The 23,236-nt window shown below is 61.2% G+C and carries 24 protein-coding genes; 19 read left to right on the top strand and 5 right to left on the bottom strand.

Annotated features, from left to right (window positions below; genetic code table 11):
* Positions 1 to 47: 47 nt before the first annotated feature.
* On the top strand, positions 48 to 1,613 hold the full coding sequence (locus tag PSUM_RS15755; protein WP_020798776.1) for a methyl-accepting chemotaxis protein: 1,566 nt from the start codon (positions 48 to 50) through the stop codon (positions 1,611 to 1,613).
* A gap of 267 nt (positions 1,614 to 1,880) precedes the next feature.
* Here the strand turns inward: PSUM_RS15755 and PSUM_RS15750 are convergent, their stop codons facing one another.
* On the bottom strand, positions 1,881 to 2,414 hold the full coding sequence (locus PSUM_RS15750; protein WP_020800676.1) for an REP-associated tyrosine transposase: 534 nt from the start codon (positions 2,412 to 2,414) through the stop codon (positions 1,881 to 1,883).
* Positions 2,415 to 2,617: 203 nt separating this feature from the next.
* On the opposite strand from PSUM_RS15750, the gene PSUM_RS15745 reads away from it, so the two are divergent.
* On the top strand, positions 2,618 to 3,076 hold the full coding sequence (locus PSUM_RS15745) for a hypothetical protein (RefSeq protein ID WP_083348517.1): 459 nt from the start codon (positions 2,618 to 2,620) through the stop codon (positions 3,074 to 3,076).
* Positions 3,077 to 3,142: 66 nt separating this feature from the next.
* On the opposite strand, the gene PSUM_RS15740 is transcribed toward PSUM_RS15745, so the two are convergent.
* Positions 3,143 to 3,829 (bottom strand): alpha/beta family hydrolase, encoded by a 687-nt coding sequence (locus PSUM_RS15740; RefSeq protein ID WP_083348516.1) that lies wholly within the window; start codon positions 3,827 to 3,829, stop codon positions 3,143 to 3,145.
* Positions 3,830 to 3,915: 86 nt separating this feature from the next.
* Here PSUM_RS15740 and ccoN (PSUM_RS15735) point away from each other — a divergent pair, with 86 nt between their 5' ends.
* The 17 genes from ccoN (PSUM_RS15735) (at position 3,916) to PSUM_RS15650 (ending at position 19,990) form a co-directional block, all read left to right on the top strand.
* A complete protein-coding gene (gene ccoN / locus PSUM_RS15735; protein WP_083348515.1) occupies positions 3,916 to 5,340 on the top strand; it encodes a cytochrome-c oxidase, cbb3-type subunit I in 1,425 nt (474 codons plus the stop codon).
* 10 nt (positions 5,341 to 5,350) lie between these two features.
* On the top strand, positions 5,351 to 5,959 hold the full coding sequence (gene ccoO, locus PSUM_RS15730; RefSeq protein ID WP_033042279.1) for a cytochrome-c oxidase, cbb3-type subunit II: 609 nt from the start codon (positions 5,351 to 5,353) through the stop codon (positions 5,957 to 5,959).
* 3 nt (positions 5,960 to 5,962) lie between these two features.
* A complete protein-coding gene (locus PSUM_RS15725; RefSeq protein WP_083348514.1) occupies positions 5,963 to 6,160 on the top strand; it encodes a cbb3-type cytochrome oxidase subunit 3 in 198 nt (65 codons plus the stop codon).
* On the top strand, positions 6,157 to 7,113 hold the full coding sequence (gene ccoP / locus PSUM_RS15720) for a cytochrome-c oxidase, cbb3-type subunit III (protein ID WP_020800670.1): 957 nt from the start codon (positions 6,157 to 6,159) through the stop codon (positions 7,111 to 7,113). The genes PSUM_RS15725 and ccoP (PSUM_RS15720) overlap by 4 nt, the downstream gene beginning before the upstream one ends.
* A 487-nt stretch (positions 7,114 to 7,600) precedes the next feature.
* A complete protein-coding gene (gene ccoN, locus PSUM_RS15715) occupies positions 7,601 to 9,043 on the top strand; it encodes a cytochrome-c oxidase, cbb3-type subunit I (protein WP_020800668.1) in 1,443 nt (480 codons plus the stop codon).
* Positions 9,043 to 9,651, top strand: coding sequence for a cytochrome-c oxidase, cbb3-type subunit II (gene ccoO, locus PSUM_RS15710; RefSeq protein ID WP_008057891.1), 609 nt, complete (start codon positions 9,043 to 9,045; stop codon positions 9,649 to 9,651). The genes ccoN (PSUM_RS15715) and ccoO (PSUM_RS15710) overlap by 1 nt, the downstream gene beginning before the upstream one ends.
* Before the next feature lie 5 nt (positions 9,652 to 9,656).
* Positions 9,657 to 9,842: a CcoQ/FixQ family Cbb3-type cytochrome c oxidase assembly chaperone gene (locus PSUM_RS15705; RefSeq protein WP_003175465.1), complete on the top strand. Its 186-nt coding sequence runs from the start codon at positions 9,657 to 9,659 to the stop codon at positions 9,840 to 9,842.
* A complete protein-coding gene (gene ccoP / locus PSUM_RS15700) occupies positions 9,839 to 10,822 on the top strand; it encodes a cytochrome-c oxidase, cbb3-type subunit III (protein ID WP_083348513.1) in 984 nt (327 codons plus the stop codon). The genes PSUM_RS15705 and ccoP (PSUM_RS15700) overlap by 4 nt, the downstream gene beginning before the upstream one ends.
* Before the next feature lie 206 nt (positions 10,823 to 11,028).
* Positions 11,029 to 11,232, top strand: coding sequence for a hypothetical protein (locus PSUM_RS15695; protein WP_083348512.1), 204 nt, complete (start codon positions 11,029 to 11,031; stop codon positions 11,230 to 11,232).
* A gap of 273 nt (positions 11,233 to 11,505) precedes the next feature.
* Complete coding sequence (ccoG, locus tag PSUM_RS15690) at positions 11,506 to 12,921, top strand: cytochrome c oxidase accessory protein CcoG (protein ID WP_083348511.1); 1,416 nt, start codon at positions 11,506 to 11,508, stop codon at positions 12,919 to 12,921.
* 11 nt (positions 12,922 to 12,932) lie between these two features.
* Positions 12,933 to 13,472, top strand: coding sequence for a FixH family protein (locus tag PSUM_RS15685; protein ID WP_033041221.1), 540 nt, complete (start codon positions 12,933 to 12,935; stop codon positions 13,470 to 13,472).
* A 134-nt stretch (positions 13,473 to 13,606) separates the two neighbouring features.
* Positions 13,607 to 16,060: a heavy metal translocating P-type ATPase gene (locus PSUM_RS15675; RefSeq protein WP_083348509.1), complete on the top strand. Its 2,454-nt coding sequence runs from the start codon at positions 13,607 to 13,609 to the stop codon at positions 16,058 to 16,060.
* 22 nt (positions 16,061 to 16,082) lie between these two features.
* Positions 16,083 to 16,301, top strand: coding sequence for a cbb3-type cytochrome oxidase assembly protein CcoS (gene ccoS, locus PSUM_RS15670; RefSeq protein ID WP_008057874.1), 219 nt, complete (start codon positions 16,083 to 16,085; stop codon positions 16,299 to 16,301).
* On the top strand, positions 16,294 to 16,977 hold the full coding sequence (locus tag PSUM_RS15665) for a sulfite exporter TauE/SafE family protein (RefSeq protein ID WP_020800662.1): 684 nt from the start codon (positions 16,294 to 16,296) through the stop codon (positions 16,975 to 16,977). Before ccoS ends, PSUM_RS15665 begins: the two co-directional genes overlap by 8 nt.
* Before the next feature lie 177 nt (positions 16,978 to 17,154).
* Positions 17,155 to 18,537 carry an oxygen-independent coproporphyrinogen III oxidase gene (gene hemN / locus PSUM_RS15660; protein ID WP_033041230.1) on the top strand — a complete coding sequence of 461 codons (1,383 nt, stop codon included), beginning with the start codon at positions 17,155 to 17,157 and terminating at the stop codon, positions 18,535 to 18,537.
* Positions 18,538 to 18,629: 92 nt separating this feature from the next.
* A complete protein-coding gene (gene fnr, locus PSUM_RS15655) occupies positions 18,630 to 19,364 on the top strand; it encodes a fumarate/nitrate reduction transcriptional regulator Fnr (RefSeq protein ID WP_020800660.1) in 735 nt (244 codons plus the stop codon).
* A gap of 77 nt (positions 19,365 to 19,441) precedes the next feature.
* Positions 19,442 to 19,990 (top strand): adenine phosphoribosyltransferase, encoded by a 549-nt coding sequence (locus PSUM_RS15650; RefSeq protein ID WP_008057870.1) that lies wholly within the window; start codon positions 19,442 to 19,444, stop codon positions 19,988 to 19,990.
* 128 nt (positions 19,991 to 20,118) lie between these two features.
* Here the strand turns inward: PSUM_RS15650 and PSUM_RS15645 are convergent, their stop codons facing one another.
* The 3 genes from PSUM_RS15645 to PSUM_RS15635 all read right to left on the bottom strand — a co-directional run bounded on the left by PSUM_RS15645 (position 20,119) and on the right by PSUM_RS15635 (position 23,193).
* Entirely contained in the window at positions 20,119 to 21,267 is a 1,149-nt protein-coding gene (locus PSUM_RS15645) for an acyl-CoA dehydrogenase family protein (protein WP_083348508.1), read from the bottom strand.
* A 210-nt stretch (positions 21,268 to 21,477) separates the two neighbouring features.
* Entirely contained in the window at positions 21,478 to 22,080 is a 603-nt protein-coding gene (recR, locus tag PSUM_RS15640) for a recombination mediator RecR (protein ID WP_020800658.1), read from the bottom strand.
* Between the two features lie 75 nt (positions 22,081 to 22,155).
* Positions 22,156 to 23,193 (bottom strand): NADP-dependent oxidoreductase, encoded by a 1,038-nt coding sequence (locus PSUM_RS15635; RefSeq protein ID WP_083348507.1) that lies wholly within the window; start codon positions 23,191 to 23,193, stop codon positions 22,156 to 22,158.
* Positions 23,194 to 23,236: the final 43 nt, after the last annotated feature.

Here is a 23,236-nt window from a genome sequence, read left to right as displayed (position 1 = left end):
CGCTGCACGGCCGACAACCTGTCAAAGCCTTGCGGATTAAACAAGCCATGCGTAATAACCAGCCCATTACACAACGCGAACGGACCTTTCCGGCTCAGCAACGGTTGATTTCCACCACCGATGCCAAGGGCATGATCACCTACTGCAACGACGATTTTGTCGAGATCAGCGGGTTTTCCCGTGAGGAATTGATCCGTGCGCCGCACAACCTGGTGCGTCACCCCGACGTTCCCGCGGCGGTCTTCGCGCACATGTGGGGCACACTCAAACAAGGCTTGCCATGGATGGGCATTGTCAAGAATCGCTGCAAGAGCGGTGACCACTACTGGGTTAACGCCTATGTGACGCCGATCTTCGAAGGCAATCAGGTGATCGGTTACGAGTCGGTGCGGGTCAAGCCCACCGCCGAACAGATTCGCCGCGCCGAAGCGCTCTATCAACGCATCAACCAGGGCAAGTCGGCCGTTCCTTCTTCGGATAAATGGATGCCGGTCCTGCAGGACTGGTTGCCGTTCATTCTGGTCAGCCAGTTGAGCTTCATGATCGGTGCGACCTTGAACTCGCAGTGGGGCTTTGCCTTGGCGGCCGCTCTTTCGGTGCCACTGGGCCTTTTGGGCCTGGGCTGGCAGCAACGCGGCATCAAGCGTTTGCTGCGCCTGGCCGAGCAGACCACGTCCGACCCGCTGATCGCGCAGATGTACACCGACAGCCGCGGTGCCCAGGCACGCCTGGAAATGTCGATCCTCAGCCAGGAAGCCCGCCTGAAAACCTGCCTGACCCGACTGCAGGACACCGCCGAGCACCTGACCGACCAGGCGAAGCAATCCGACGCCCTGGCACACAACAGCTCCACCGGCCTTGAACGCCAACGCGTCGAGACCGAACAGGTGGCCACCGCCGTCAACCAGATGGCTGCCACCACCCAAGAAGTCGCCAGCCACGTACAGCGCACCGCCGACGCCACCCAGGAGGCCAACCGCCTGACCGGTCGAGGCCGCGACATCGCCGGGGAAACCCGCGAAGCCATTCAGCGCCTGTCGGTGGTGGTGGGCGAAACCGGCCTGACCGTGACCCAGCTGGCCAAGGACAGCAATGAAATCGGCGGCGTGGTCGATGTGATCAAAGGCATCGCCGACCAGACCAACCTGTTGGCACTGAACGCGGCCATCGAAGCGGCGCGCGCCGGCGAGATGGGGCGTGGCTTTGCGGTAGTGGCGGACGAAGTTCGCCAACTGGCCCAACGCACCAGCGAATCCACCGGGCAGATCCACGCCCTGATTGCCAAGCTCCAGCAAACCGCGGGCACCGCGGTGCAGACCATGGAAGCCGGGCATCGCCAGGCCGAAGAAGGTGTGGCACGAGTGTTGGAAGCGGACCAGGCCCTGGTGGGGATCAGCGAAGCGGTGGCCAACATCACCGACATGACCACCCAGATCGCCGCCGCGACCGAAGAGCAAAGCGCCGTGGCCGAAGAAATCAGCCGCAACATCAGCAACATCTCGGCACTGGCGGACCAGACCTCGGAACAGGCGCAGAACTCGGCATTGCTGAGCGAAGAACTGACCAAGACCGCGAATACCCAGTACTCGTTGGTGGAGCGGTTTAACCGCTGACCTGCCCCTCCCTCCCACGGGCAGCAAAAAGCGGAACGCGGAGCGTCCCTGGATGCATTCCCACGCGGAGCGTGGGAACGATCGGGGGCGCGTCGTTCCCTCTGGCCGCAAAGGCGGAACGCGGAGCGTCCTTGGATGCATTCCTTGCTGCGCGTGGGAATGATCGGGGTGCGAGGCTGTTGATCTTGATCGTTCCCACGCTCTGCGTGGGAATGCAGCCCGGGACGCTCCGCGTCCCAGTCGCGCCGCAGTATGTAGTGGTGCACGTCAATACCAGCGCTGAATCTCGATCAACCCGTCCAACCCCGCGTAGTTCCTCGCACTCGAGTAACGCCAGTGCTCCGGCAAGTCCACATACCCCCGCTTCACCGGGTTGTTGTGGATGTAATCGAGTTTCTGGCGCATCACCGACTCACTGAAAACCATTTCCGCGTGCGAGCCTTCCTGCCACAACTGGTACACCCGATCCTGCTTGTGCGCCCGCTTGCTGAAGCGCAGTCGCTGTAGGGCTCTATCCGCCCCCTTGCTTTGCAGGTCGTTGATGATCTGTCTCGCGGTATAGGATTTGAACTGGCTCAGGGACTTGCCCAGGTCAGGAGCCTGGGCAACGAAGTGCAGGTGATTTTCGAGGACCACATAACCAAACAGCTGCAGGCTGTGGTGGGTTTGCTGGTAACGCCAGCAGTCCAGCAGGTGGTCGACGATATAGGGGCGGATGAACAGCGGGAGCCATTCCATGAGGGTACAGGTGAGGAAGTGGGGTTTGTCAGGCTCAGTGATGGAGTAACGGCTTCGGCCCATGGGATTCGTCCTTGAATCTTGCGGTGCGGCGGGATGGAACGCGGAGCGTCCCTGGCATTGCGCCGATCTTTCGAATGGCGTCGCTGCGCTAACAGGCTTCGCAACTGTCACTTTTGACAGTTACCCACCATTCCAATTGAGCTTAGATTGGCCTTGGAAGGCAACGCCTTAATCAATCAACCTCAAGGAATGGGATATTCACAATGAACAACAAACGCAGACTGCAAACCCTAAAAAAAGTGCGCTCTCTAAAAACCAATGACATCTTCAAGTGGCGCTTCAACGCTGAAGGCGAATTCATTGAGGCAAGTGATACAGGTGCATACCTATGGGAAGGCAGGCCAGGCCAGTTTTACTGGGTATGGGAGGGTTGGACCGGCTCTCATGACACCAACGATATCTTTTTTTATGACTTCTCCATCCCCTATGTAGACGATGAAATCATAGACCGCAGCTTCACTCTCGGTACAGGTGGACTGACCTTTGATCATGCTTTTTCAAAAGGGAACGGACAGCTCGACGTCGCCCCTGCGCATTCAGCAACGGTTCATATAAAACTCGACCCAAAAACCCGACAAAGCGAGGGCTATTTCGAAACAGTCTTCCTGGGCATTCATCAATCGCCCGAAGGCAAGTTCTCTTTCGAACGAAAAATCCCCTGACCTGGTGATGAAGGCGTGGCACCCCTGTGCCCGCCTTTCTAAAAACTCATTTCAAACTCACAATCTTCAGCTAACAGCGCGAACAACATCCACAACGCGCTTTGCAGCCAACGCCAGATGCTGCTCATGGCTAAACCCCGACGCCTTCAACGGCTTCAAATCATGATCCCCCGCCACCAGCCAAAACACCTCGATACTCGGTGACAGCGCGTAGCCCTCGACCGCCTCGCGATTGCCCAACGCATCCCGCTCGCCCTGCACGATCAACGTGCGCGTCTTCAACGCCGCCAGATGCTCCACCCGCGGTTTTTCCGGTTTACCCACGGCATAAAATGGATAACCCAGGCACACCAGCGCATCGGCACCCAACTCATCGGCGAGCATGCTGGCGACCCGTCCGCCCATGGACTTGCCGCCAATGGCCAGCGTCCCAGTGACATGGCGTCGCACCTGGTCATACACCTCGCGCCAGCACTCCAGCAGCCTTGGCATCGGATTGGGCGGGCGCTTGCTACCGTCGACACGCCGCTGCGCCATGTACGGAAACTCAAAGCGCAATACGTTGACGCCTTGTGCCACAAGGCGTGCGGTCATGTCGTTCATCCAGTCGCTGTCCATTGGCGCTCCAGCGCCGTGGGCCAGGATCAGGGTTGCCGAGGCCTTGCCCGAAGCCGCATCCCACAACCATCCCTTTTCGCGCACGCACTGCGCCCATTGATCCCCGTCAATACCGGCCATGTGCTGTTTGTCCATGCTTGCCTCGCTTTTAGTCTGCCTATAACTCCAGGCGCAGGGTGCACCGTTTGTGCAGCCAGCGGCTGAACCGTGGATGGGGAACCATGAACACTTCTATCAGTACCGCCTACAACTACAAGGTGGTCCGCCAATTCGCCATTATGACGGTGGTGTGGGGCATCGTCGGCATGGGGCTCGGGGTTTTTCTCGCTGCCCAGTTGGTCTGGCCCGAACTCAACTTCAATTTGCCCTGGACCAGCTTCGGCCGCCTGCGCCCGCTGCACACCAACGCGGTGATCTTCGCGTTCGGTGGCTGCGCCCTGTTCGCCAGTTCGTTCTATTCGGTACAACGCACCTGCCAGACGCAATTATTTGCGCCGAAAATAGCTGCGTTCTGCTTCTGGGGCTGGCAGCTGGTGATTGTCCTGGCGGCCATCAGCCTGCCGTTGGGCTACACCAGTTCCAAGGAATACGCCGAGCTGGAATGGCCGATCGACATCCTGATCACCATCGTCTGGGTCGCCTACGCCGTGGTGTTCTTCGGCACGGTGATGCAGCGCAAGACCAAGCACATCTATGTCGGTAATTGGTTCTTCGGCGGGTTCATCATCACCGTGGCGATCCTGCACATCGTCAACAACATGGAACTGCCCGTCAGCTTCACCAAGTCCTACTCGCTGTACTCCGGCGCCACCGATGCGATGGTGCAATGGTGGTACGGCCACAACGCCGTGGGCTTTTTCCTCACCGCCGGTTTCCTCGGGATGATGTATTACTTCGTGCCGAAACAGGCCGAGCGCCCGGTGTATTCCTATCGCCTGTCGATCGTGCACTTCTGGGCGCTGATCACCCTGTACATCTGGGCCGGCCCCCACCACCTGCACTACACCGCCTTGCCGGACTGGGCGCAGTCGCTGGGCATGGTGATGTCGCTGATCCTGCTGGCGCCAAGCTGGGGCGGCATGATCAACGGCATGATGACGCTCTCCGGTGCCTGGCATAAGTTGCGCAGCGATCCGATCCTGCGCTTCCTCGTGGTATCGCTGGCGTTCTACGGCATGTCGACCTTCGAAGGGCCGATGATGGCGATCAAGACGGTCAACGCCCTCTCCCACTACACCGACTGGACCATCGGCCACGTGCACGCCGGCGCGCTCGGCTGGGTGGCGATGATTTCCATCGGCGCGCTGTACCACATGATCCCCAAAGTCTTCGGACGCGAGCAGATGCACAGCATCGGCCTGATCAACGCGCACTTCTGGCTCGCCACCATCGGCACCGTGCTGTACATCGCCTCGATGTGGGTCAACGGCATCGCCCAGGGCCTGATGTGGCGCGCGGTGAACGAAGACGGCACGCTGACCTACTCCTTCGTCGAAACCCTGGTGGCCAGCCATCCGGGCTTCGTCGTGCGGCTGGTAGGCGGGGCGATCTTCCTGAGTGGCATGTTGCTGATGGCCTACAACACCTGGCGCACCGTGCGGGCCTCGCAGCCTGCCGACGCCGTCGCTGCCACGCAGATGGCCTGAGGAGTCCGCCATGAAACACGAAACAATCGAGAAAAACGTCGGCCTGCTGATGCTGCTGATGGTGTTGGCCGTGAGCATTGGCGGCCTGACCCAGATCGTCCCGTTGTTCTTCCAGGACGTGACCAACAAACCGGTGGAAGGCATGAAGCCCTACACCGCACTGCAACTGGAAGGCCGCGACATCTATATCCGCGAAGGCTGCGTGGGTTGCCACTCACAGATGATCCGCCCGTTTCGCGCCGAGACCGAACGCTACGGGCACTACTCGGTGGCCGGTGAAAGCGTTTGGGATCACCCGTTCCTCTGGGGCTCGAAACGCACGGGCCCGGACCTGGCGAGGGTCGGCGCGCGCTACTCCGATGACTGGCACCGCGCGCACTTGTACAACCCGCGCAACGTGGTACCGGAATCGAAGATGCCGGCGTACCCGTGGCTGGTGGCCAACGCGGTCGACAGCGGCCACACCGAAACCAAGCTCCGTGCCATGCGTACCCTCGGCGTGCCCTACACCGACGAGGACATCGCGGGCAGCGTCGAGTCGCTCAAGGGCAAGTCGGAGATGGATGCGCTGGTCGCCTACCTGCAAGTGCTCGGCACTGCGATCAAGAGCAAGAGGTGAGTCATGGTCGTTGAAATGAGTACTGGAATGATCCGCGGCCTAGGCACCGTCGTGGTGTTCGTGGCCTTCGTCGGCCTGACGCTGTGGGTGTTCAACGCCAAGCGCAGCGCGCAATTCGCCGAAGCGCGCCTGCTGCCGTTCGCCGACGAGCCGCAAGCCCAGCCCCCCGAAGAATCCGCCACAAGGAGCACCCGGCCATGACCACTTTCTGGAGTACGTGGATCTGCGTACTGACCATCGGCAGCCTGATTGGCCTGACCTGGCTGCTGATCGGCACCCGCAAGGGCGAAACCAAGGGCAGCGTCGACCAGACCATGGGCCACAGCTTCGACGGCATCGAGGAGTACGACAACCCGTTACCGCAATGGTGGTTCATGCTGTTCGCCGGCACCCTGGTGTTTGCCGTCGGCTACCTGATCCTCTATCCCGGCCTGGGCAACTGGAAAGGCATCCTGCCCGGCTACGCCAACGGCTGGACCGGCGTGCACGAGTGGGAAAAGGAAATGGACAGGGCCGACGCCCGGTTCGGACCGATCTTCGCCAAATTCGCCGCCATGCCGGTGGAAGAAGTGGCCAAGGACCCGCAAGCGCTGAAAATGGGTGGGCGCCTGTTCGCCTCCAACTGCTCGGTGTGCCACGGCTCGGATGCCAAGGGCGCGTTCGGCTTCCCCAACCTGGCGGACAGTGACTGGCGCTGGGGCGGCGACGCCGACACCATCAAGGCCACCATCCTCGGTGGGCGCATGGCGGCGATGCCCGCCTGGGGTGAAATCCTCGGCGAAGCAGGGGTGAAAAACGTTGCTGCCTATGTACGCCACGAACTGGCCGGGCTGCCATTGCCGGCGGACGACAAGGCCGACCTGCAAGCCGGTCAGCAAGCCTTCAGCACCACCTGTACCGCCTGTCACGGGGCAAACGGCCAGGGCACCGCAGCCATGGGCGCGCCGAATCTGACGCACCCGGCCGGGTTCATTTATGGCACCAGCCTGACCCAGCTCGAACAGACCATCCGCCACGGTCGCCAGGGTCACATGCCGGCGCAGAATGAGTTGCTGGGCAACGATAAAGTGCAACTGCTCGCGGCTTATGTGTTCAGCCTTTCGAAAGGGAATGAGCAATTGAGCGGCAAGCTTCAAGCAACAAGCGAAAAGTAAAAACAAGAAGCTGCAAGCGACGAGATCACTCTTGAAGCTTGCAGCTTTACGCTCCAGGCTGCTTCCTTTTGTCACACCCTTCCTGAGTCCTCCTTTCGAATCCCCGCATTCGGGTCTACGCTTGATCGATGCGGACTGGCCCGTGCCGGTTCCAGGTCATCCTTGCGCGATGTGTTCGCCCCCGTCGACTGACTGACAGGCCGCAAACGCTGGTAGATACCGGCTGTCGAGCCAAATACCGTCGGTCGCCGACCAGGCCTTTTCAACACACCTTGTTACAAGCGACCTGAACCCCCTCGCTTTTTCCGTTCACTGCGACATTTTGTCCGAGGCCATTTTTGTCCTTACGCGGCGCATGGAAAGGCCGCAGAATCAGCATTTGAACGCATTGACCCAGGTCATGGCGCGTTGCAATGACCCCCTGCTTTCTCCATACTTGCGGCCGATTTTTAATCCTAATAAAACACCCAAACCGTGGAACCTTAGAATGAGCACAGCAATCAGTCCGACTGCTTATAACTATAAGGTAGTCCGCCAGTTCGCCATCATGACGGTGGTCTGGGGGATCCTTGGCATGGGGCTCGGTGTCTTCATCGCCTCGCAACTGGTCTGGCCGGAGTTGAACTTCGGCCTGCCGTGGACGAGCTTTGGACGCCTGCGCCCGTTGCACACCAACCTGGTGATTTTCGCCTTCGGTGGTTGTGCACTGTTTGCCACTTCCTACTACGTCGTGCAGCGAACCTGCCAAACGCGACTGATTTCCGACAGCCTCGCGGCCTTCACCTTCTGGGGTTGGCAAGCGGTGATCGTCGGCGCCATCGTTACCTTGCCGCTGGGTTACACCACCACCAAGGAATACGCTGAGCTGGAATGGCCTCTGGCTATTCTGCTGGCCATTGTCTGGGTTACCTACGGCCTGGTGTTCTTCGGCACCATCACCAAGCGCAAGACCAAGCACATCTATGTGGGCAACTGGTTCTACGGTGCTTTCATCGTCGTGACCGCGATGCTGCACATCGTCAACCACATGTCGCTGCCGGTCAGCCTGTTCAAGTCCTACTCGGCCTACTCGGGCGCGACCGACGCGATGATCCAGTGGTGGTACGGCCACAACGCCGTAGGCTTCTTCCTGACCACCGGTTTCCTGGGGATGATGTACTACTTCGTGCCGAAACAGGCCGAGCGTCCGATCTACTCCTATCGCCTGTCCATCGTGCACTTCTGGGCGCTGATCACCCTGTACATCTGGGCCGGTCCGCACCACCTGCACTACACCGCACTGCCGGACTGGGCCCAATCGCTGGGCATGGCCATGTCGATCATCCTGCTGGCGCCAAGCTGGGGCGGCATGATCAACGGCATGATGACCCTGTCGGGCGCCTGGCATAAGCTGCGTACCGACCCGATCCTGCGCTTTTTGGTGGTGTCCCTGGCGTTCTACGGCATGTCGACCTTCGAAGGCCCGATGATGGCCATCAAGACCGTCAACTCGCTGTCGCACTACACCGACTGGACCATCGGCCACGTACACGCCGGCGCACTCGGCTGGGTAGCAATGATCTCGATCGGCGCGATCTACCACATGATCCCGAAACTGTTCGGTCGCGCGCAGATGCACAGCATCGGCCTGATCAACACGCACTTCTGGCTCGCGACCATCGGTACCGTGCTGTACATCGCTTCGATGTGGGTCAACGGCATCACCCAGGGCCTGATGTGGCGTGCAATCAACGACGACGGCACCCTCACCTACTCGTTCGTCGAAGCGCTGCAAGCCAGCCACCCTGGCTTCATCGTTCGCGCCCTGGGCGGTGCGTTCTTCGCCACTGGCATGCTGTTCATGGCCTACAACGTATGGCGTACCGTACGTGCCTCGCACCCGGCAGAGGCTAAAGCTGCCGAACAGATCGTTGTAGTTGGAGCTCACTGATGAAGCATGAAGCAGTCGAGAAGAATATTGGCCTGCTGGCCTTCTTCATGGTTATCGCCGTCAGTGTCGGCGGCCTGACCCAGATCGTTCCGCTGTTTTTCCAGGATGTCACCAACAAGCCGGTCGAGGGCATGAAGCCCCGCCCTGCCCTTGAACTGGAAGGCCGGGATGTCTACATCGCCAACGGTTGTGTCAGCTGCCACTCGCAGATGATCCGCCCGTTCCGTGCTGAAACCGAACGTTACGGCCACTACTCGGTCGCCGGCGAGAGCGTGTGGGACCACCCGTTCCTGTGGGGTTCCAAGCGTACCGGTCCGGACCTGGCCCGTGTCGGCGGTCGTTACTCCGATGACTGGCAGCGTGCGCACTTGTACAACCCGCGCAACGTGGTGCCTGAGTCGAAAATGCCGGCCTACCCGTTCCTCGTGGAAAACAAGCTCGACGGCAAGGACACCGCCAAGAAAATGGAAGTCTTGCGCGCGCTCGGCGTCCCTTACACCGACGAAGACATCGCCGGTGCCAAGGATGCCGTGAAGGGCAAAACCGAAATGGACGCGCTGGTGGCCTATCTGCAAGGCCTGGGCACCATCATCAAAAGCAAACGGTGATCTAAATGGATATCGGGATGATTCGTGGCCTGGGCACCGTTGTCGTGATGGTGGCCTTCATCGGTCTGGCGTTGTGGGTGTTCAGTCCCAAGCGCAAGTCGGAGTTCGAAGACGCGACCTTGCTGCCTTTTGCGGATGATCCCGAAGCCATCAAGCACGTCGAGCAAGCTTCTAGGAGTAACAAAGAATGACTACATTCTGGAGTCTGTATGTCACAGTCCTCAGTCTCGGTACGATCTTTTCCCTGACCTGGCTGCTGCTGTCGACCCGTAAGGGCCAGCGCACCGAGTCGACCGAAGAGACGGTTGGCCACTCCTTCGACGGTATCGAGGAGTACGACAACCCCCTGCCGAAATGGTGGTTCATGCTGTTCGTGGGCACCATCATTTTCGCCCTGGGTTACCTGGTGCTGTACCCGGGCCTGGGCAACTGGAAAGGCCTGCTGCCAGGCTACAACTACCTCGATAACGAAAAGCAGACCGCGTTCGCCAACGGCCAGACCGGCTGGACCGGCGTTCACGAGTGGGAAAAGGAAATGGCTCGCTCGGACGCCAAGTTCGGTCCGATCTTCGCCAAGTTCGCGTCCATGCCGATCGAAGAAGTCGCCAAGGACCCTCAAGCGCTGAAAATGGGCGGCCGCCTGTTTGCCTCCAACTGCTCGGTCTGCCACGGCTCCGACGCCAAGGGTGCCTACGGCTTCCCTAACCTCACCGACGCCGACTGGCGCTGGGGCGGCGAAGCGGAAACCATCAAGACCACCATCATGGGCGGTCGCCACGCGGTGATGCCGGCGTGGGCTGATGTGATCGGCGAGCAAGGCGTAGCGGACGTTGCCGCTTTCGTCCTGACCAACCTCGATGGCCGCAAGCTGCCGGAAGGCGCCAAGGCTGACCCGGTTGCCGGGCAGAAACTGTTCGCGGCCAACTGCGTGGCTTGCCACGGTCCGGAAGGTAAAGGTACCCCAGCGATGGGCGCACCTAACCTGACCCACCCGGGCGCGTTCATCTACGGTTCGAGCTTCGCGCAACTGCAGCAGACCATCCGTTACGGACGCCAGGGCCAGATGCCTGCCCAGGAACAGCTGCAAGGTAACGACAAGGTTCACCTGCTGGCCGCTTACGTCTACAGCCTGTCGCATGGCGAGAAGGCTCCAGTGGCAGACGCCCAGTAAGGCATACGCCTGATGCAGTAACGAACGGCCCCGCCAATGAGAATTGGCGGGGCCGTTTTGTCATGGGCGCTGGTTTCATAATCTGAAACCTATATTCGATGGGATTGCGGGCCGGTCAGGGGTAACGTCGACTGACCTGGCAACCAGCATGAAGCGGGTTGGCCAGGACAAGGAAGTCAATCGTCATTACACAAGGAATGCATACCATGTCTGATCAAGAACACATCGTTGACGACTGTAGGGGTCCGGTAATGCCTGAGCCTGCAAAGGAAGTAATCGTTCCGGCAGTCGAGCGCCTCATCACCGAGTGCGAAATACCCGAAGAACCTGAACCTGAGGAAACTGCGCCGCGTCGTGCCAACTTTTCCGGCAGCGGGCTCGACGGCCTGGGCGGGGGAAATATCCTTTAAGCGGTGATTCATGAGCGCAGCGGACATCCGCTGCGCTCTAAAGCCACGCCCCCCGACAGTTCGGTCGTGCTCTACCGTTGAGCTATAGTCAATTGACCTGCATCATGTTTTGTTACATTCGCTACACCATTCGAGTTTTTTCCCCAACGCGACCAAAGGTCGCACCCTTGAGCTAGAGCGACAGGCGTATCATTGCGCTACTGCAACACCTCTTTTTGACCGCGGTCGGCACGTACTGACCGAGGCATTTTTCCACTGCCGTGGGATGCAATGATGAGCAACCAGATTCCGGTACACGACGTCACCCCGCCCACCAAGAACGCAAACAACAGCGTCGACCTTTACGCCTCCAGGGAAAAAATCTACACCCGCGCCTTCACCGGCCTGTTTCGCAACTTGCGCATGGCGGGTGGCGCTTTCCTGTTCCTGCTGTATTTCGGCACGGTGTGGCTCAACTGGGGCGGGCACCAGGCGGTCTGGTGGAATCTGCCGGAGCGCAAGTTCTTCATCTTCGGTGCCACCTTCTGGCCTCAGGATTTCATCCTGCTGTCCGGCATGCTGATCATTGCCGCCTTCGGCCTGTTCTTCATCACCGTGTACGCCGGTCGGGTCTGGTGCGGTTATACCTGCCCGCAGAGCGTCTGGACCTGGATCTTCATGTGGTGCGAGAAGATCACCGAAGGCGATCGTAACCAGCGCATCAAACTCGACAAGGCGCCGATGAGCGCCAACAAGTTCCTGCGCAAATTCAGCAAGCACAGCCTGTGGCTGTTGATAGGTTTCGTCACCGGCATGACCTTCGTCGGCTACTTCACGCCGATTCGCGAGCTGGTGATCGAGTTCTTCACCGGTGAAGCCGATGGCTGGTCGTATTTCTGGGTCGGTTTCTTCACGCTCGCCACCTATGGCAACGCCGGCTGGCTGCGTGAGCAAGTGTGCATCTACATGTGCCCGTACGCACGCTTCCAGAGCGTGATGTTCGACAAGGACACGCTGATCGTTTCCTACGACCCGCGCCGTGGCGAAAGCCGTGGCCCGCGCAAGAAAGGCATCGACTACAAGGCCCAGGGCCTGGGTGACTGCATCGATTGCACCATGTGCGTCCAGGTCTGTCCGACCGGTATCGACATCCGCGACGGCCTGCAGATCGAGTGCATCGGCTGCGCGGCGTGCATCGATGCCTGCGACGCCATCATGGACAAGATGGAATACCCGCGCGGCCTGATCAGCTACACCACCGAGCACAACCTGTCCGGGCAGAAAACCCATAAACTGCGCCCGCGCCTGATTGGCTATGCCGTGGTGCTGATGGCGATGATCGGGGTGCTGGTGACCGCGTTCTTCATGCGCTCGCTGGTCGGTTTCGACGTCAGCAAGGACCGCGTGCTGTACCGTGAGAACGCCGAAGGCCGGATCGAGAACGTCTACAGCCTGAAGGTGATGAACAAGGACCAGCGCGACCACACCTATCTGCTCGAGGCCGCCGGCCTGCCGGACCTCAAGCTGCAGGGCCGGCGCGAGATCAAGGTTGCGGCAGGCGATATCGTCAGCCAGCCGGTCGAACTGTCCGTGGCCCCGGAACAATTGCCATCGAGCACCAACGAGGTGAAATTCATCCTCAGGGACGCCGATGACGCCAGCATTCACGTTGAAGCCAAGAGCCGATTCATCGGCCCACAAAATCGTTGAGAGAAGTGATCATGCCCGCAGCAACTGCCGCAAGTCCCTGGTACAAGCACCTTTGGCCGTGGATCATCATCGGGATCCTGGCCTGCTCGGTGACCCTGACCTTGTCCATGGTGACCATCGCGGTGAAGAACCCGGACAACCTGGTCAACGACAACTACTACGAGGCCGGCAAGGGCATCAACCGCTCCCTGGACCGTGAACTGTTGGCGCAGACCCTGCTGATGCGCGCCAGCATTCATCTGGATGACGTGACCGGTGAAGTCGACCTGCGCCTGAGCGGCAATAGCCAGCCTGCCACGCTTGAGCTGAACCTGATCTCGCCGACGCAACCGGAGAAGGATCGCAAGATCACCCTCACCCGCAGCGACACCGAACAGGGCCGCTATATCGGCCAACTGAGCGACAAGATCGAAGGCCGCCGCTTTATCGAACTGCTCGGCACCCAGGATGACCACATCTGGCGCATGTTCGAGGAAGAGCTGGTCAACCATGACAAGGAATTGCTGCTCGGTGATGAACCGTTGCAAGGCGCGGAAGACCTGAAAAAATAAGCCTTACCTGATCGCCCCCGCGCTCTGCGTGGGGACGCAGCCAGGAACGCTCCGCGTTCCAGCCGAAGCGGACGCGGAGCGTCCGGGGAGGCATTCCCACGCGGAGCGTGGGAACGATCATCGGACAACACCTCATGACCACCACCCCGACCCCCTGCTACCACTGCGCCCTGCCCGTCCCCAGCGGCAGCCGCTTCACCGCCGTCGTACTCGGGGAGCCGCGGGAATTCTGCTGCCCGGGATGCCAAGCCGTGGCCGAGGCCATTGTCGCAGGTGGCTTGCAAAGCTATTACCAGCATCGTAGCGAAGCCTCGGCCAACCCCGAGGCGCTGCCGGTGCAACTGGTCGATGAATTGGCGCTGTACGACCGCGCCGACGTACAGCAACCCTTCGTTCGCCACGAAGGCGATTTGGCCGAAACCACGCTCCTGATGGAAGGCATCAGTTGCGCCGCCTGCGGCTGGCTGATCGAGAAACACCTGCGCACCTTGCCGGCCGTTGCCGAAGCGCGCCTGAACCTGTCCAACCATCGCTTGCACGTGCGCTGGGCCGACGGGCAATTGCCCCTGAGCCGGGTGCTCGCCGAATTGCGCCACATCGGTTACGCCGCCCACCCTTATCAAGCCGATCGCGCCAGCGAACAACTGGCCAGCGAAAATCGCCTGGCCCTGCGCCAGCTTGGCGTGGCCGGGCTGTTGTGGTTCCAGGCGATGATGGCAACCATGGCGACATGGCCGGAATTCAACATCGACCTCAGCCCCGAGCTGCACGCCATCCTGCGCTGGGTCGCGCTGTTCCTCACCACACCGATCGTGTTCTACAGCTGTGCGCCGTTCTTCAAGGGCGCCATGCGCGACCTGCGCACACGGCACCTGACCATGGACGTATCGGTGTCGCTGGCCATTGGCAGTGCCTACATCGCCGGGATCTGGACCTCGATCACCGGGGTCGGCGAGCTGTATTTCGACGCCGTGGGCATGTTCGCCCTGTTTCTGCTGGCCGGGCGCTACCTGGAGCGGCGAGCCCGGGAGCGCACCGCCGCCGCAACCGCGCAACTGGTCAATTTGCTCCCCGCTTCCTGCCTGCGCCTGAGCGCCGACGGCCAGAGCGAGCGCATCCTGCTCAGTGAACTGCGGGTGGGCGATCACGTGCTGGTGCATCCGGGGGCGATTTTGCCGGCCGATGGCAAGATCCTCGAAGGCCAGTCGAGCATCGACGAATCGCTGCTGACCGGCGAATACCTGCCGCAGCCACGCACCCCGGGCGATGCCGTCACCGCTGGCACCCTGAATGTGGAAGGCCCGTTGACTGTCGAAGTCCTGGCCCTCGGTCATGACACCCGTCTCTCGGCCATCGTGCGCCTGCTCGACCGCGCCCAGGCCGAAAAACCACGGCTGGCGGAAATCGCCGACCGTGCCGCGCAATGGTTCCTGTTGCTGACACTGATCGCCTGCGCCTGTATCGGACTGTTGTGGTGGGAGCTGGACCCGTCTCGCGCCTTCTGGATCGTGCTGGCGATGCTGGTCGCGACCTGCCCGTGCGCCCTGTCCCTGGCCACGCCGACCGCGTTGACCGCCGCCACCGGCACCTTGCACAAGCTGGGTTTGTTGCTGACCCGCGGTCACGTGCTCGAGGGCCTGAACCAGATCGACACGGTGATCTTCGACAAGACCGGCACCCTCACCGAAGGGCGCCTGGCGCTGCGTTCGATCCGCCCCCTCGGCGCGCTTGCCAGCGATCAATGCCTGAGTCTCGCCGCCGCACTGGAGAACCGCTCAGAACACCCGATTGCCCGCGCTTTTGGTCGCGCGCCGGTGGCCGCCGAAGAGGTTCACAGCACGCCGGGGCTGGGCCTCGAAGGACTGGTGGGCGAGCAACGCCTGCGCATCGGTCAACCCGGTTTTGTCTGTGCACTCAGCGGCGCCACGGTGCCCTCCATACCGGAGGAAGCCGGGCAATGGCTGCTGTTAGGCGATAGCCAGGGCCCGCTGGCGTGGCTGGTTCTCGACGACCGTTTGCGCGCCGATGCCCCTGATCTACTGGCGGCCTGCAAGGCCCGTGGCTGGCGCACCCTGTTGCTGTCGGGCGACAGCTCGCCGATGGTCGCCAGTGTCGCGGCTGAATTGGGCATCGATGAAGCCCGTGGAGGCTTGCGTCCGGACGACAAGCTGCAAGTCCTGCAACAACTGCACAAGGAAGGTCGCAAGGTGTTGATGCTCGGAGACGGGGTCAACGATGTGCCGGTACTGGCCGCCGCCGACATCAGCGTGGCCATGGGCTCGGCCACTGACCTGGCGAAAACCAGCGCCGACGCGGTACTCCTGTCCAACCGCCTCGATGCCCTGGTGCAAGCGTTCAACCTGGCGCGCCGCACCCGCCGAGTGATCATCGAGAATTTGCTGTGGGCCGCGCTGTACAATGGACTCATGTTGCCGTTCGCCGCCCTTGGCTGGATCACACCGGTGTGGGCAGCCGTCGGCATGTCGCTCAGTTCGTTGACCGTGGTGCTCAACGCCCTGCGCCTGACTCGCCTGCCGAGCGCGCCGGCTGCACGCACCACGCCAGAAACCCGCCCGCTGCCGGCCTGAGCCGCGCGGGCATGGAGTCCAGATGCCAGCTCTCTACGTGATGATTCCGGCCGCGCTGTTGATCGTGGCCATCGCTGTCTACATCTTCTTCTGGGCCGTCGACAGCGGTCAGTACGACGACCTCGACGGTCCGGCCCACAGCATCCTGTTCGACGACCAGGACCCGAACCACACCGCGGCGGTCGACGAGGCCAGCGGCCATCCGCCCAAACCCGACGACAAGGCGCCGCCCCATGCTTGATTTGGCGCCGCTGCTGGTGTCGGCGGTCATCCTCGGTCTGCTCGGTGGCGGTCATTGCCTGGGCATGTGCGGCGGCTTGATGGGCGCATTGACGCTGGCCATTCCCAAGGAACAACGCAGTCGCCGCTTTCGCCTGCTGCTGGCCTACAACCTGGGGCGCATCCTCAGCTATGCCACCGCCGGCCTGTTGATCGGCCTGGCCGGCTGGGCGGTGGCCAACAGCCCGGCGGCGATGTTCATGCGCGTGCTCGCGGGCCTGCTGCTGATCGCCATGGGCCTGTACCTGGCCGGCTGGTGGAGCGGGCTGACCCGCATCGAAAGCCTCGGTCGCGGCCTGTGGCGGCATATCCAGCCGGTCGCCAACCGACTGCTGCCGGTGTCGAGCCTGCCCCGGGCGTTGTTGTTGGGCGGACTTTGGGGCTGGCTGCCTTGCGGGCTGGTCTACAGCACCCTGCTGTGGTCGGCCAGTCAGGGCAATGCGCTGGACAGCGCATTGTTGATGCTGGCGTTCGGACTGGGCACCTGGCCGGTGCTGCTCGCTACGGGGCTGGCAGCCGAACGGGTGACAGCGTTGTTGCGCAAACGCAGCGTGCGCATGGCGGGCGGATTGCTGGTGATGTTGTTCGGCATCTGGACCTTGCCGGGGCCGCATCAGCATTGGCTCATGGGGCATTAAAAGCAAAAGATCGCAGCCTGCGGCAGCTCCTACAGGTGTTACGCAATTCCCCTGTAGGAGCTGCCGCAGGCTGCGATCTTTTGATCTTGATCCCCTTTGACGCAAATCAAGATCCCCAAACGCCCCACCCCCTAGACTCGCCAACACTGCCAGCCTATCCGGGGAATTGCCCGCATGATGCTCGACGCCATTCGTTGGGACACCGATCTGATCCGCCGTTATGACCTGGCGGGACCGCGCTATACCTCCTACCCGACCGCGGTGCAATTCCACAGCCAGATCAGCCCGTTCGACCTGCTGCATGCCCTGCGCGACAGCCGCAAGGCCGTGCGCCCGTTGTCGCTGTATGTGCACGTGCCGTTTTGCGCGAACATTTGCTACTACTGCGCCTGCAACAAGGTGATCACCAAGGATCGCGGCCGGGCGCTGCCTTACCTGCAGCGCCTGGAACAGGAAATCCAGCTGATCGCCTGCCACCTCGACCCCGCACAGAAAGTCGAGCAACTGCATTTTGGCGGCGGCACGCCGACCTTTCTCAGCCACGACGAACTGCGCCAGCTGATGGCGCACCTGCGCAAGCATTTCAATCTGCTCGATGACGATAGCGGTGACTACGGCATCGAAATCGACCCTCGCGAAGCCGACTGGTCGACCATGGGCCTGCTGCGCGAACTGGGTTTCAATCGGGTCAGCATCGGCCTGCAAGACCTTGACCCGGCCGTACAGCGCGCGGTCAATCGCCTGCAGAGCCTGGAGGAAACCCGTGCGGTCATCGATGCCGCCCGGACACTGCAGTTTCGCTCGATCAACATCGACCTGATCTACGGACTGCCCAAGCAGACCCCGGAAAACTTCGCCCGCACCGTCGACGAAGTCATCAACCTGCAACCCGACCGGCTCTCGGTGTTCAACTATGCGCACCTGCCGGAACGCTTCATGCCGCAACGGCGGATCAACAGTAACGAGTTACCGACGCCAGCACAAAAGCTGGAGATGCTGCAGCGCACCATCGAACAGCTGACCAACGCTGGCTACCGCTACATCGGCATGGACCACTTCGCGCTGCCCGATGACGAGCTGGCGATCGCCCAGGAGGAATCGACCCTGCAGCGCAACTTCCAGGGCTATACCACCCACGGCCATTGTGACTTGATCGGCCTTGGCGTGTCGGCAATCAGCCAGATCGGCGACCTGTACTGCCAGAACAACAGCGACCTCAACCAGTATCAGAACGCCTTGGCGTCGGCGCAGCTGGCCACCAGCCGCGGCCTGCTGTGCAATGCCGATGACCGCGTGCGGCGGGCGGTGATCCAGCAGTTGATCTGCAATTTGAGCCTTGAGTTCGTCCAGATCGAACGAGCCTTCAACATAGATTTTCAAGGTTATTTCGGCGAACTTTGGCCGCAATTGCAGGGCATGGCCAAAGATGGCCTGATTGAGCTGGACAGCGAACGCATCACTGTACTGCCGGCAGGTCGCTTGCTGGTTCGCTCGGTGTGCATGGTGTTTGACGCTTACCTGGAGCAACACAGTCGCCAACGGTTCTCCCGAGTGATCTAGACCCTGCGACAAATCCGCCGTGCGCTGGCTTCAATGTCCTGCAGTGGGTTACCCTTACGTCTTATGTGTGTTTTCCCACAAGGATTGAAGAAATGTCCGAGCCAGTAAAATTGCGCGCTCACACTCAGGCCCACTGCAAGGATTGCAGCCTGGCCCCGTTGTGTTTGCCACTTTCTCTGAATCTGGAAGATATGGATGCGCTGGACGAAATCGTCAAACGAGGCCGCCCGCTGAAAAAGGGTGAGTTTCTGTTTCGCCAGGGCGACCAGTTCGACTCGGTTTACGCCGTACGCTCCGGCGCCCTGAAAACCTTCAACCTGAGCGATGCCGGCGAAGAACAGCTCACTGGCTTCCATTTGCCGAGCGAACTGGTCGGGCTGTCGGGCATGGACACCGAAAAACACCCGGTGTCGGCGCAAGCGCTGGAAACCACCTCGGTGTGTGAAATCCCTTTCGAACGTCTCGACGAACTGGCCCTGCAACTGCCGCAATTGCGCCGTCAGCTGATGCGCGTGATGAGCCGCGAGATCCGTGATGACCAGCAAATGATGTTGCTGCTGTCGAAAAAAACCGCCGACGAGCGCATCGCCACCTTCCTCGTCAATCTGTCGGCACGCTTCCGTGCCCGCGGCTTCTCGGCCAATCAGTTCCGCTTGAGCATGTCGCGCAACGAAATCGGCAATTACCTGGGCCTGGCGGTGGAAACCGTGTCGCGGGTGTTCACGCGCTTCCAGCAGAACGAACTGATCGCCGCCGAGGGCAAGGAAATCCGCATCCTCGACCCGATCCAGCTCTGCGCCCTGGCCGGTGGCTCCCTCGAAGGCTGATTCGGTGGATCGCGGCTGAGCGAAACGGTTCAGCCGCCGTTATACTGTGTCGTTTGCAGCCTGCCAGGACTCCTTCGATGGTCTTCGATTCCTTCGACATCAAATCCCTCATCCGCCCCGTGATCGACTTTCCGAAGCCCGGTGTGATCTTTCGCGACATCACCCCGCTCTTCCAGTCGCCCACGGCCCTGCGCCTGGTGATGGACAGCTTCGCCCACCGTTATGTCGAGGCGGACTTCACCCACATTGGCGCCATGGATGCCCGTGGTTTCCTGATTGGCTCAGTGCTGGCTTATCAGTTGAACAAGCCGCTGGTGCTGTTTCGCAAGCAAGGCAAGTTGCCGGCCGACGTCCTGGCAGAAGGCTACGCGACCGAATACGGCGAAGCGTTTCTTGAAGTGCACGCCGACAGTCTGTGCGAAGGCGATTCTGTGGTGATGTTCGATGACCTGATCGCTACAGGCGGCACCCTGATTGCGGCGGCAAACCTGATTCGCCGCATGGGCGCGCGGGTGCATGAAGCGGCGGCGATCATCGATTTGCCGGAGCTGGGTGGGTCCCAGCGTTTGGAAGACATGGGGATTCCGACGTTTTGCCTGACGCAGTTTGCCCTTTCCGATAAATAAGCGGCGACTTCACCGATGCCTTCGCGAGCAGGCTCGCTCCCACAGTGGTGCACAAAATATGTGTACAGCGAAAATCCCCTGTGGGAGCGAGCCTGCTCGCGAAAGCGTCAATCGCTACACCGCAAGTCTCAAAGCCCCATCTGCTTGCTGATGATCTCGTTCATCACTTCCCGCGTCCCGCCGCCAATCGACAGAATCCGGTTATCCCGGTACAACCGCTCCACCAGGCTCTCGCGCATGTAACCCGAGCCACCCAGTATTTGCACGGCATCGTAGGTAATCCGGTCCGCCGTGTCCGTGGCAAAATTCTTGGCCATGGAAATCTCCTTGATCACGCTCTTGCCCGCCGCCATTTTTGCCGCCTGCCGATAGGTGAACTCCCGTGAGACTTCGAGGGCCGTGGCCATCTCCGCCAGGCGATGCTTGATCACCTGGAACTTGCCGATCGGCTTGCCAAAGGCTTCACGCTCACGCGCCCACTCAAGGCTCTCCTCCAGGGCAAGCTGCGCGGTCATGTTGGCCATCAAGGCCAGGGCCAGGCGTTCGTTCTGGAAATTGCCCATGATGCAGGCGAAACCCATGTTTTCGCCGCCGATCAGATTGCCTACAGGCACTGGGCAATCATCGAAGAACAATTCGGCCGTGTCCGACGCCCACCAGCCCATTTTCTTCAATTGCCGCCCCACGGTGAAACCCGGGGTGCCCTTCTCGATCAACAACAGGCTGATGCCGGCGAAACCCGGCTCACCGGTGCGCACCGCGACGGTGTAGTAATCCGCGCGTACGCCGCTGGTGATGAACGTTTTACTGCCGTTGACCCGGTAGAAGTCGCCTTCACGCACGGCGCGGGTTTGCAGGTTGGCGACGTCGGAACCGCCGCCGGGCTCGGTGACGGCCAGGGCGCTGATTTTCTCGCCGGACAACACCTGCGGCACCACCCGATCACGCACGCAAGGCCTGGCCCATTTGACTATCGGCGGCAAGCCGATGTCCAGGGAGCCCAGCCCCGCCACCAGGCCACCCGAGCCACTGCGCATCAGCTCTTCGCTGGCGGCGATCTTGGCGAATACATCCCCTTCGTGACTGCCGCCCAGGCTTTGCGGGTAGCCAATGCCGAGAATCCCCGCCGCACCGGCCTTGAGGTAGAGCTCGCGGGGAAAGCTTTCGGCTTCTTCCCATTGGTCAATGTCCGGAAGAATCTCGCGCTCGACGAAACGCCTGACGCTGTCGCGGACCATTTGGTGGCTGGGGTCGAAGTATTCCTCAAAGGCAGGCATGGGCGAGCTCCACTGAAGGGTTCAGCGAAGTTAACCGAGCGCTTGCTTGGTTTTCAACAGGATTTTGTCAATCCGGAACACCGAGGCGCCTGCATCGCGGGCAAGCCCGCTCCCACAGTGATCTCTGGTGTGCAAACGATTTTGTGTACGACGCCGATCCTGTGGGAGCGGGCTTGCCCGCGATGGCGTCAGCCCAGACCACGCACAACGTTAGAGAGAAATCGGCTTACGCCCCGCAAACGAATGCGCAAGCGTCCCGCCATCCACCAACTCCAGCTCGCCGCCCAGCGGCACGCCATGGGCGATGCGCGAAGCGATCAGGCCTTTGCTGCTGAGTAACTGGGCGATGTAGTGCGCAGTCGCCTCGCCTTCCACGGTCGGGTTGGTGGCCAGGATGACTTCGGTAAAGGTGCCCGCCTCTTCGATCCGCGCCATCAATTGCGGGATGCCGATTGCCTCCGGCCCCAGCCCGTCAAGCGGCGAAAGATGCCCCTTGAGCACGAAGTAGCGGCCACGGTAACCGGTCTGCTCCACGGCATAGACATCCATCGGCCCTTCCACTACGCACAGCAAGGTGTCGTCGCGGCGGGTATCGGCGCATTGCGGACAGAGGTCGTCTTCGGTCAGCGTGCGGCACTGACGGCAGTGACCGACCCCATCCATGGCCTGGTTCAGGGCCAGTGCCAGGCGCGAGCCGCCACTGCGATCACGCTCGAGCAACTGCAACGCCATGCGCTGGGCGGTTTTCTGACCCACACCTGGCAAAACTCGCAGGGCGTCGATCAGTTGGCGAATCAAAGGGCTGAAGCTCATGGGGAAAAGTCCGACGAAAACAACGAGACGCGGTTTATACCCGCGCCTCTGTTGACCGTCAATTCACAGCGTCATTTAGTCGTTGGGCGCGACCCGCACCACCAGCTTGCCAAAGTTGCGCCCCTCCAGCAGCCCGATGAACGCCTCGGGCGCCTGCTCCAGGCCATCGACCACGTCTTCGCGAAACTTCACTTTGCCATCACGTACCCACGGCGCCATCGCGCTGATGAACTCCGGCTGACGGTCACCGTAATCGTCGAACACGATAAAGCCCTGGATTCGCACACGCTTGGTCAACAGCGTGCGCTGCAATAGCGGCAGGCGATCCGGGCCGCTCGGCGCTTCGCTCGCATTGTAGGAAGCAATCAGGCCACAGAGCGGAATCCGCGCCTTGGGGTTGAGCAACGGCAACACGGCGTCGAACACCTTGCCACCGACATTCTCATAATAGATATCGATACCCTTGGGGCACGCCTTGGCAAGGTCGTCGACGAAATCCGGGCTCTTGTGGTCGATGCAGGCATCGAAGCCCAGCTCTTCAGTGACATAACGACATTTTTCCGCCCCGCCCGCCACGCCGACCACGCGCAGACCCTTGATCTTCGCCACCTGGCCCACCACCGAACCGACGGCGCCAGAGGCCGCCGCGACCACCAGGGTCTCGCCTTCCTTGGGCTGGCCGATGTCCATCAAGCCCATGTAGGCGGTCATGCCCGGCATGCCCAGCACACCCAGGGCCATGGAGGGGCTGGGCAGGCCCGAGGGCACTGGAATGATGCTGCGACCGTCATTGATGCTGTGGCTTTGCCATCCCGTGGCACCGACCACCAGGTCGCCTTCGTGGAACTTGGGATGCAACGAACGCTCAACCCGGCTGACAGCACCACCGGTCATCACTTCGCCGATTTCCACCGGCGCGGCATAAGACGGCGCGTCACTCATGCGCCCGCGCATGTAGGGGTCCAGCGACAGATAGAGGGTCTTGAGCAGCACCTGACCCTCGGCCAGGTCGGGTAGCGCGACCCGCTCCATCCGGAAATTCTCCGGCGTCGGTGCGCCGACAGGGCGCGAGGCCAGGACGATACGTTGGTTGAGGGTCATGGGGTCGGACATGTCAGCGTCTCCTGTGATCGATGAATTCGGGGGTATAGGGAGC

Origin of the sequence: Pseudomonas umsongensis, assembly GCF_002236105.1 — a bacterium.
Taxonomy (GTDB): Bacteria; Pseudomonadota; Gammaproteobacteria; order Pseudomonadales; family Pseudomonadaceae; genus Aquipseudomonas; species Aquipseudomonas umsongensis.
This window is presented reverse-complemented; position numbering and strand designations above follow the sequence as displayed.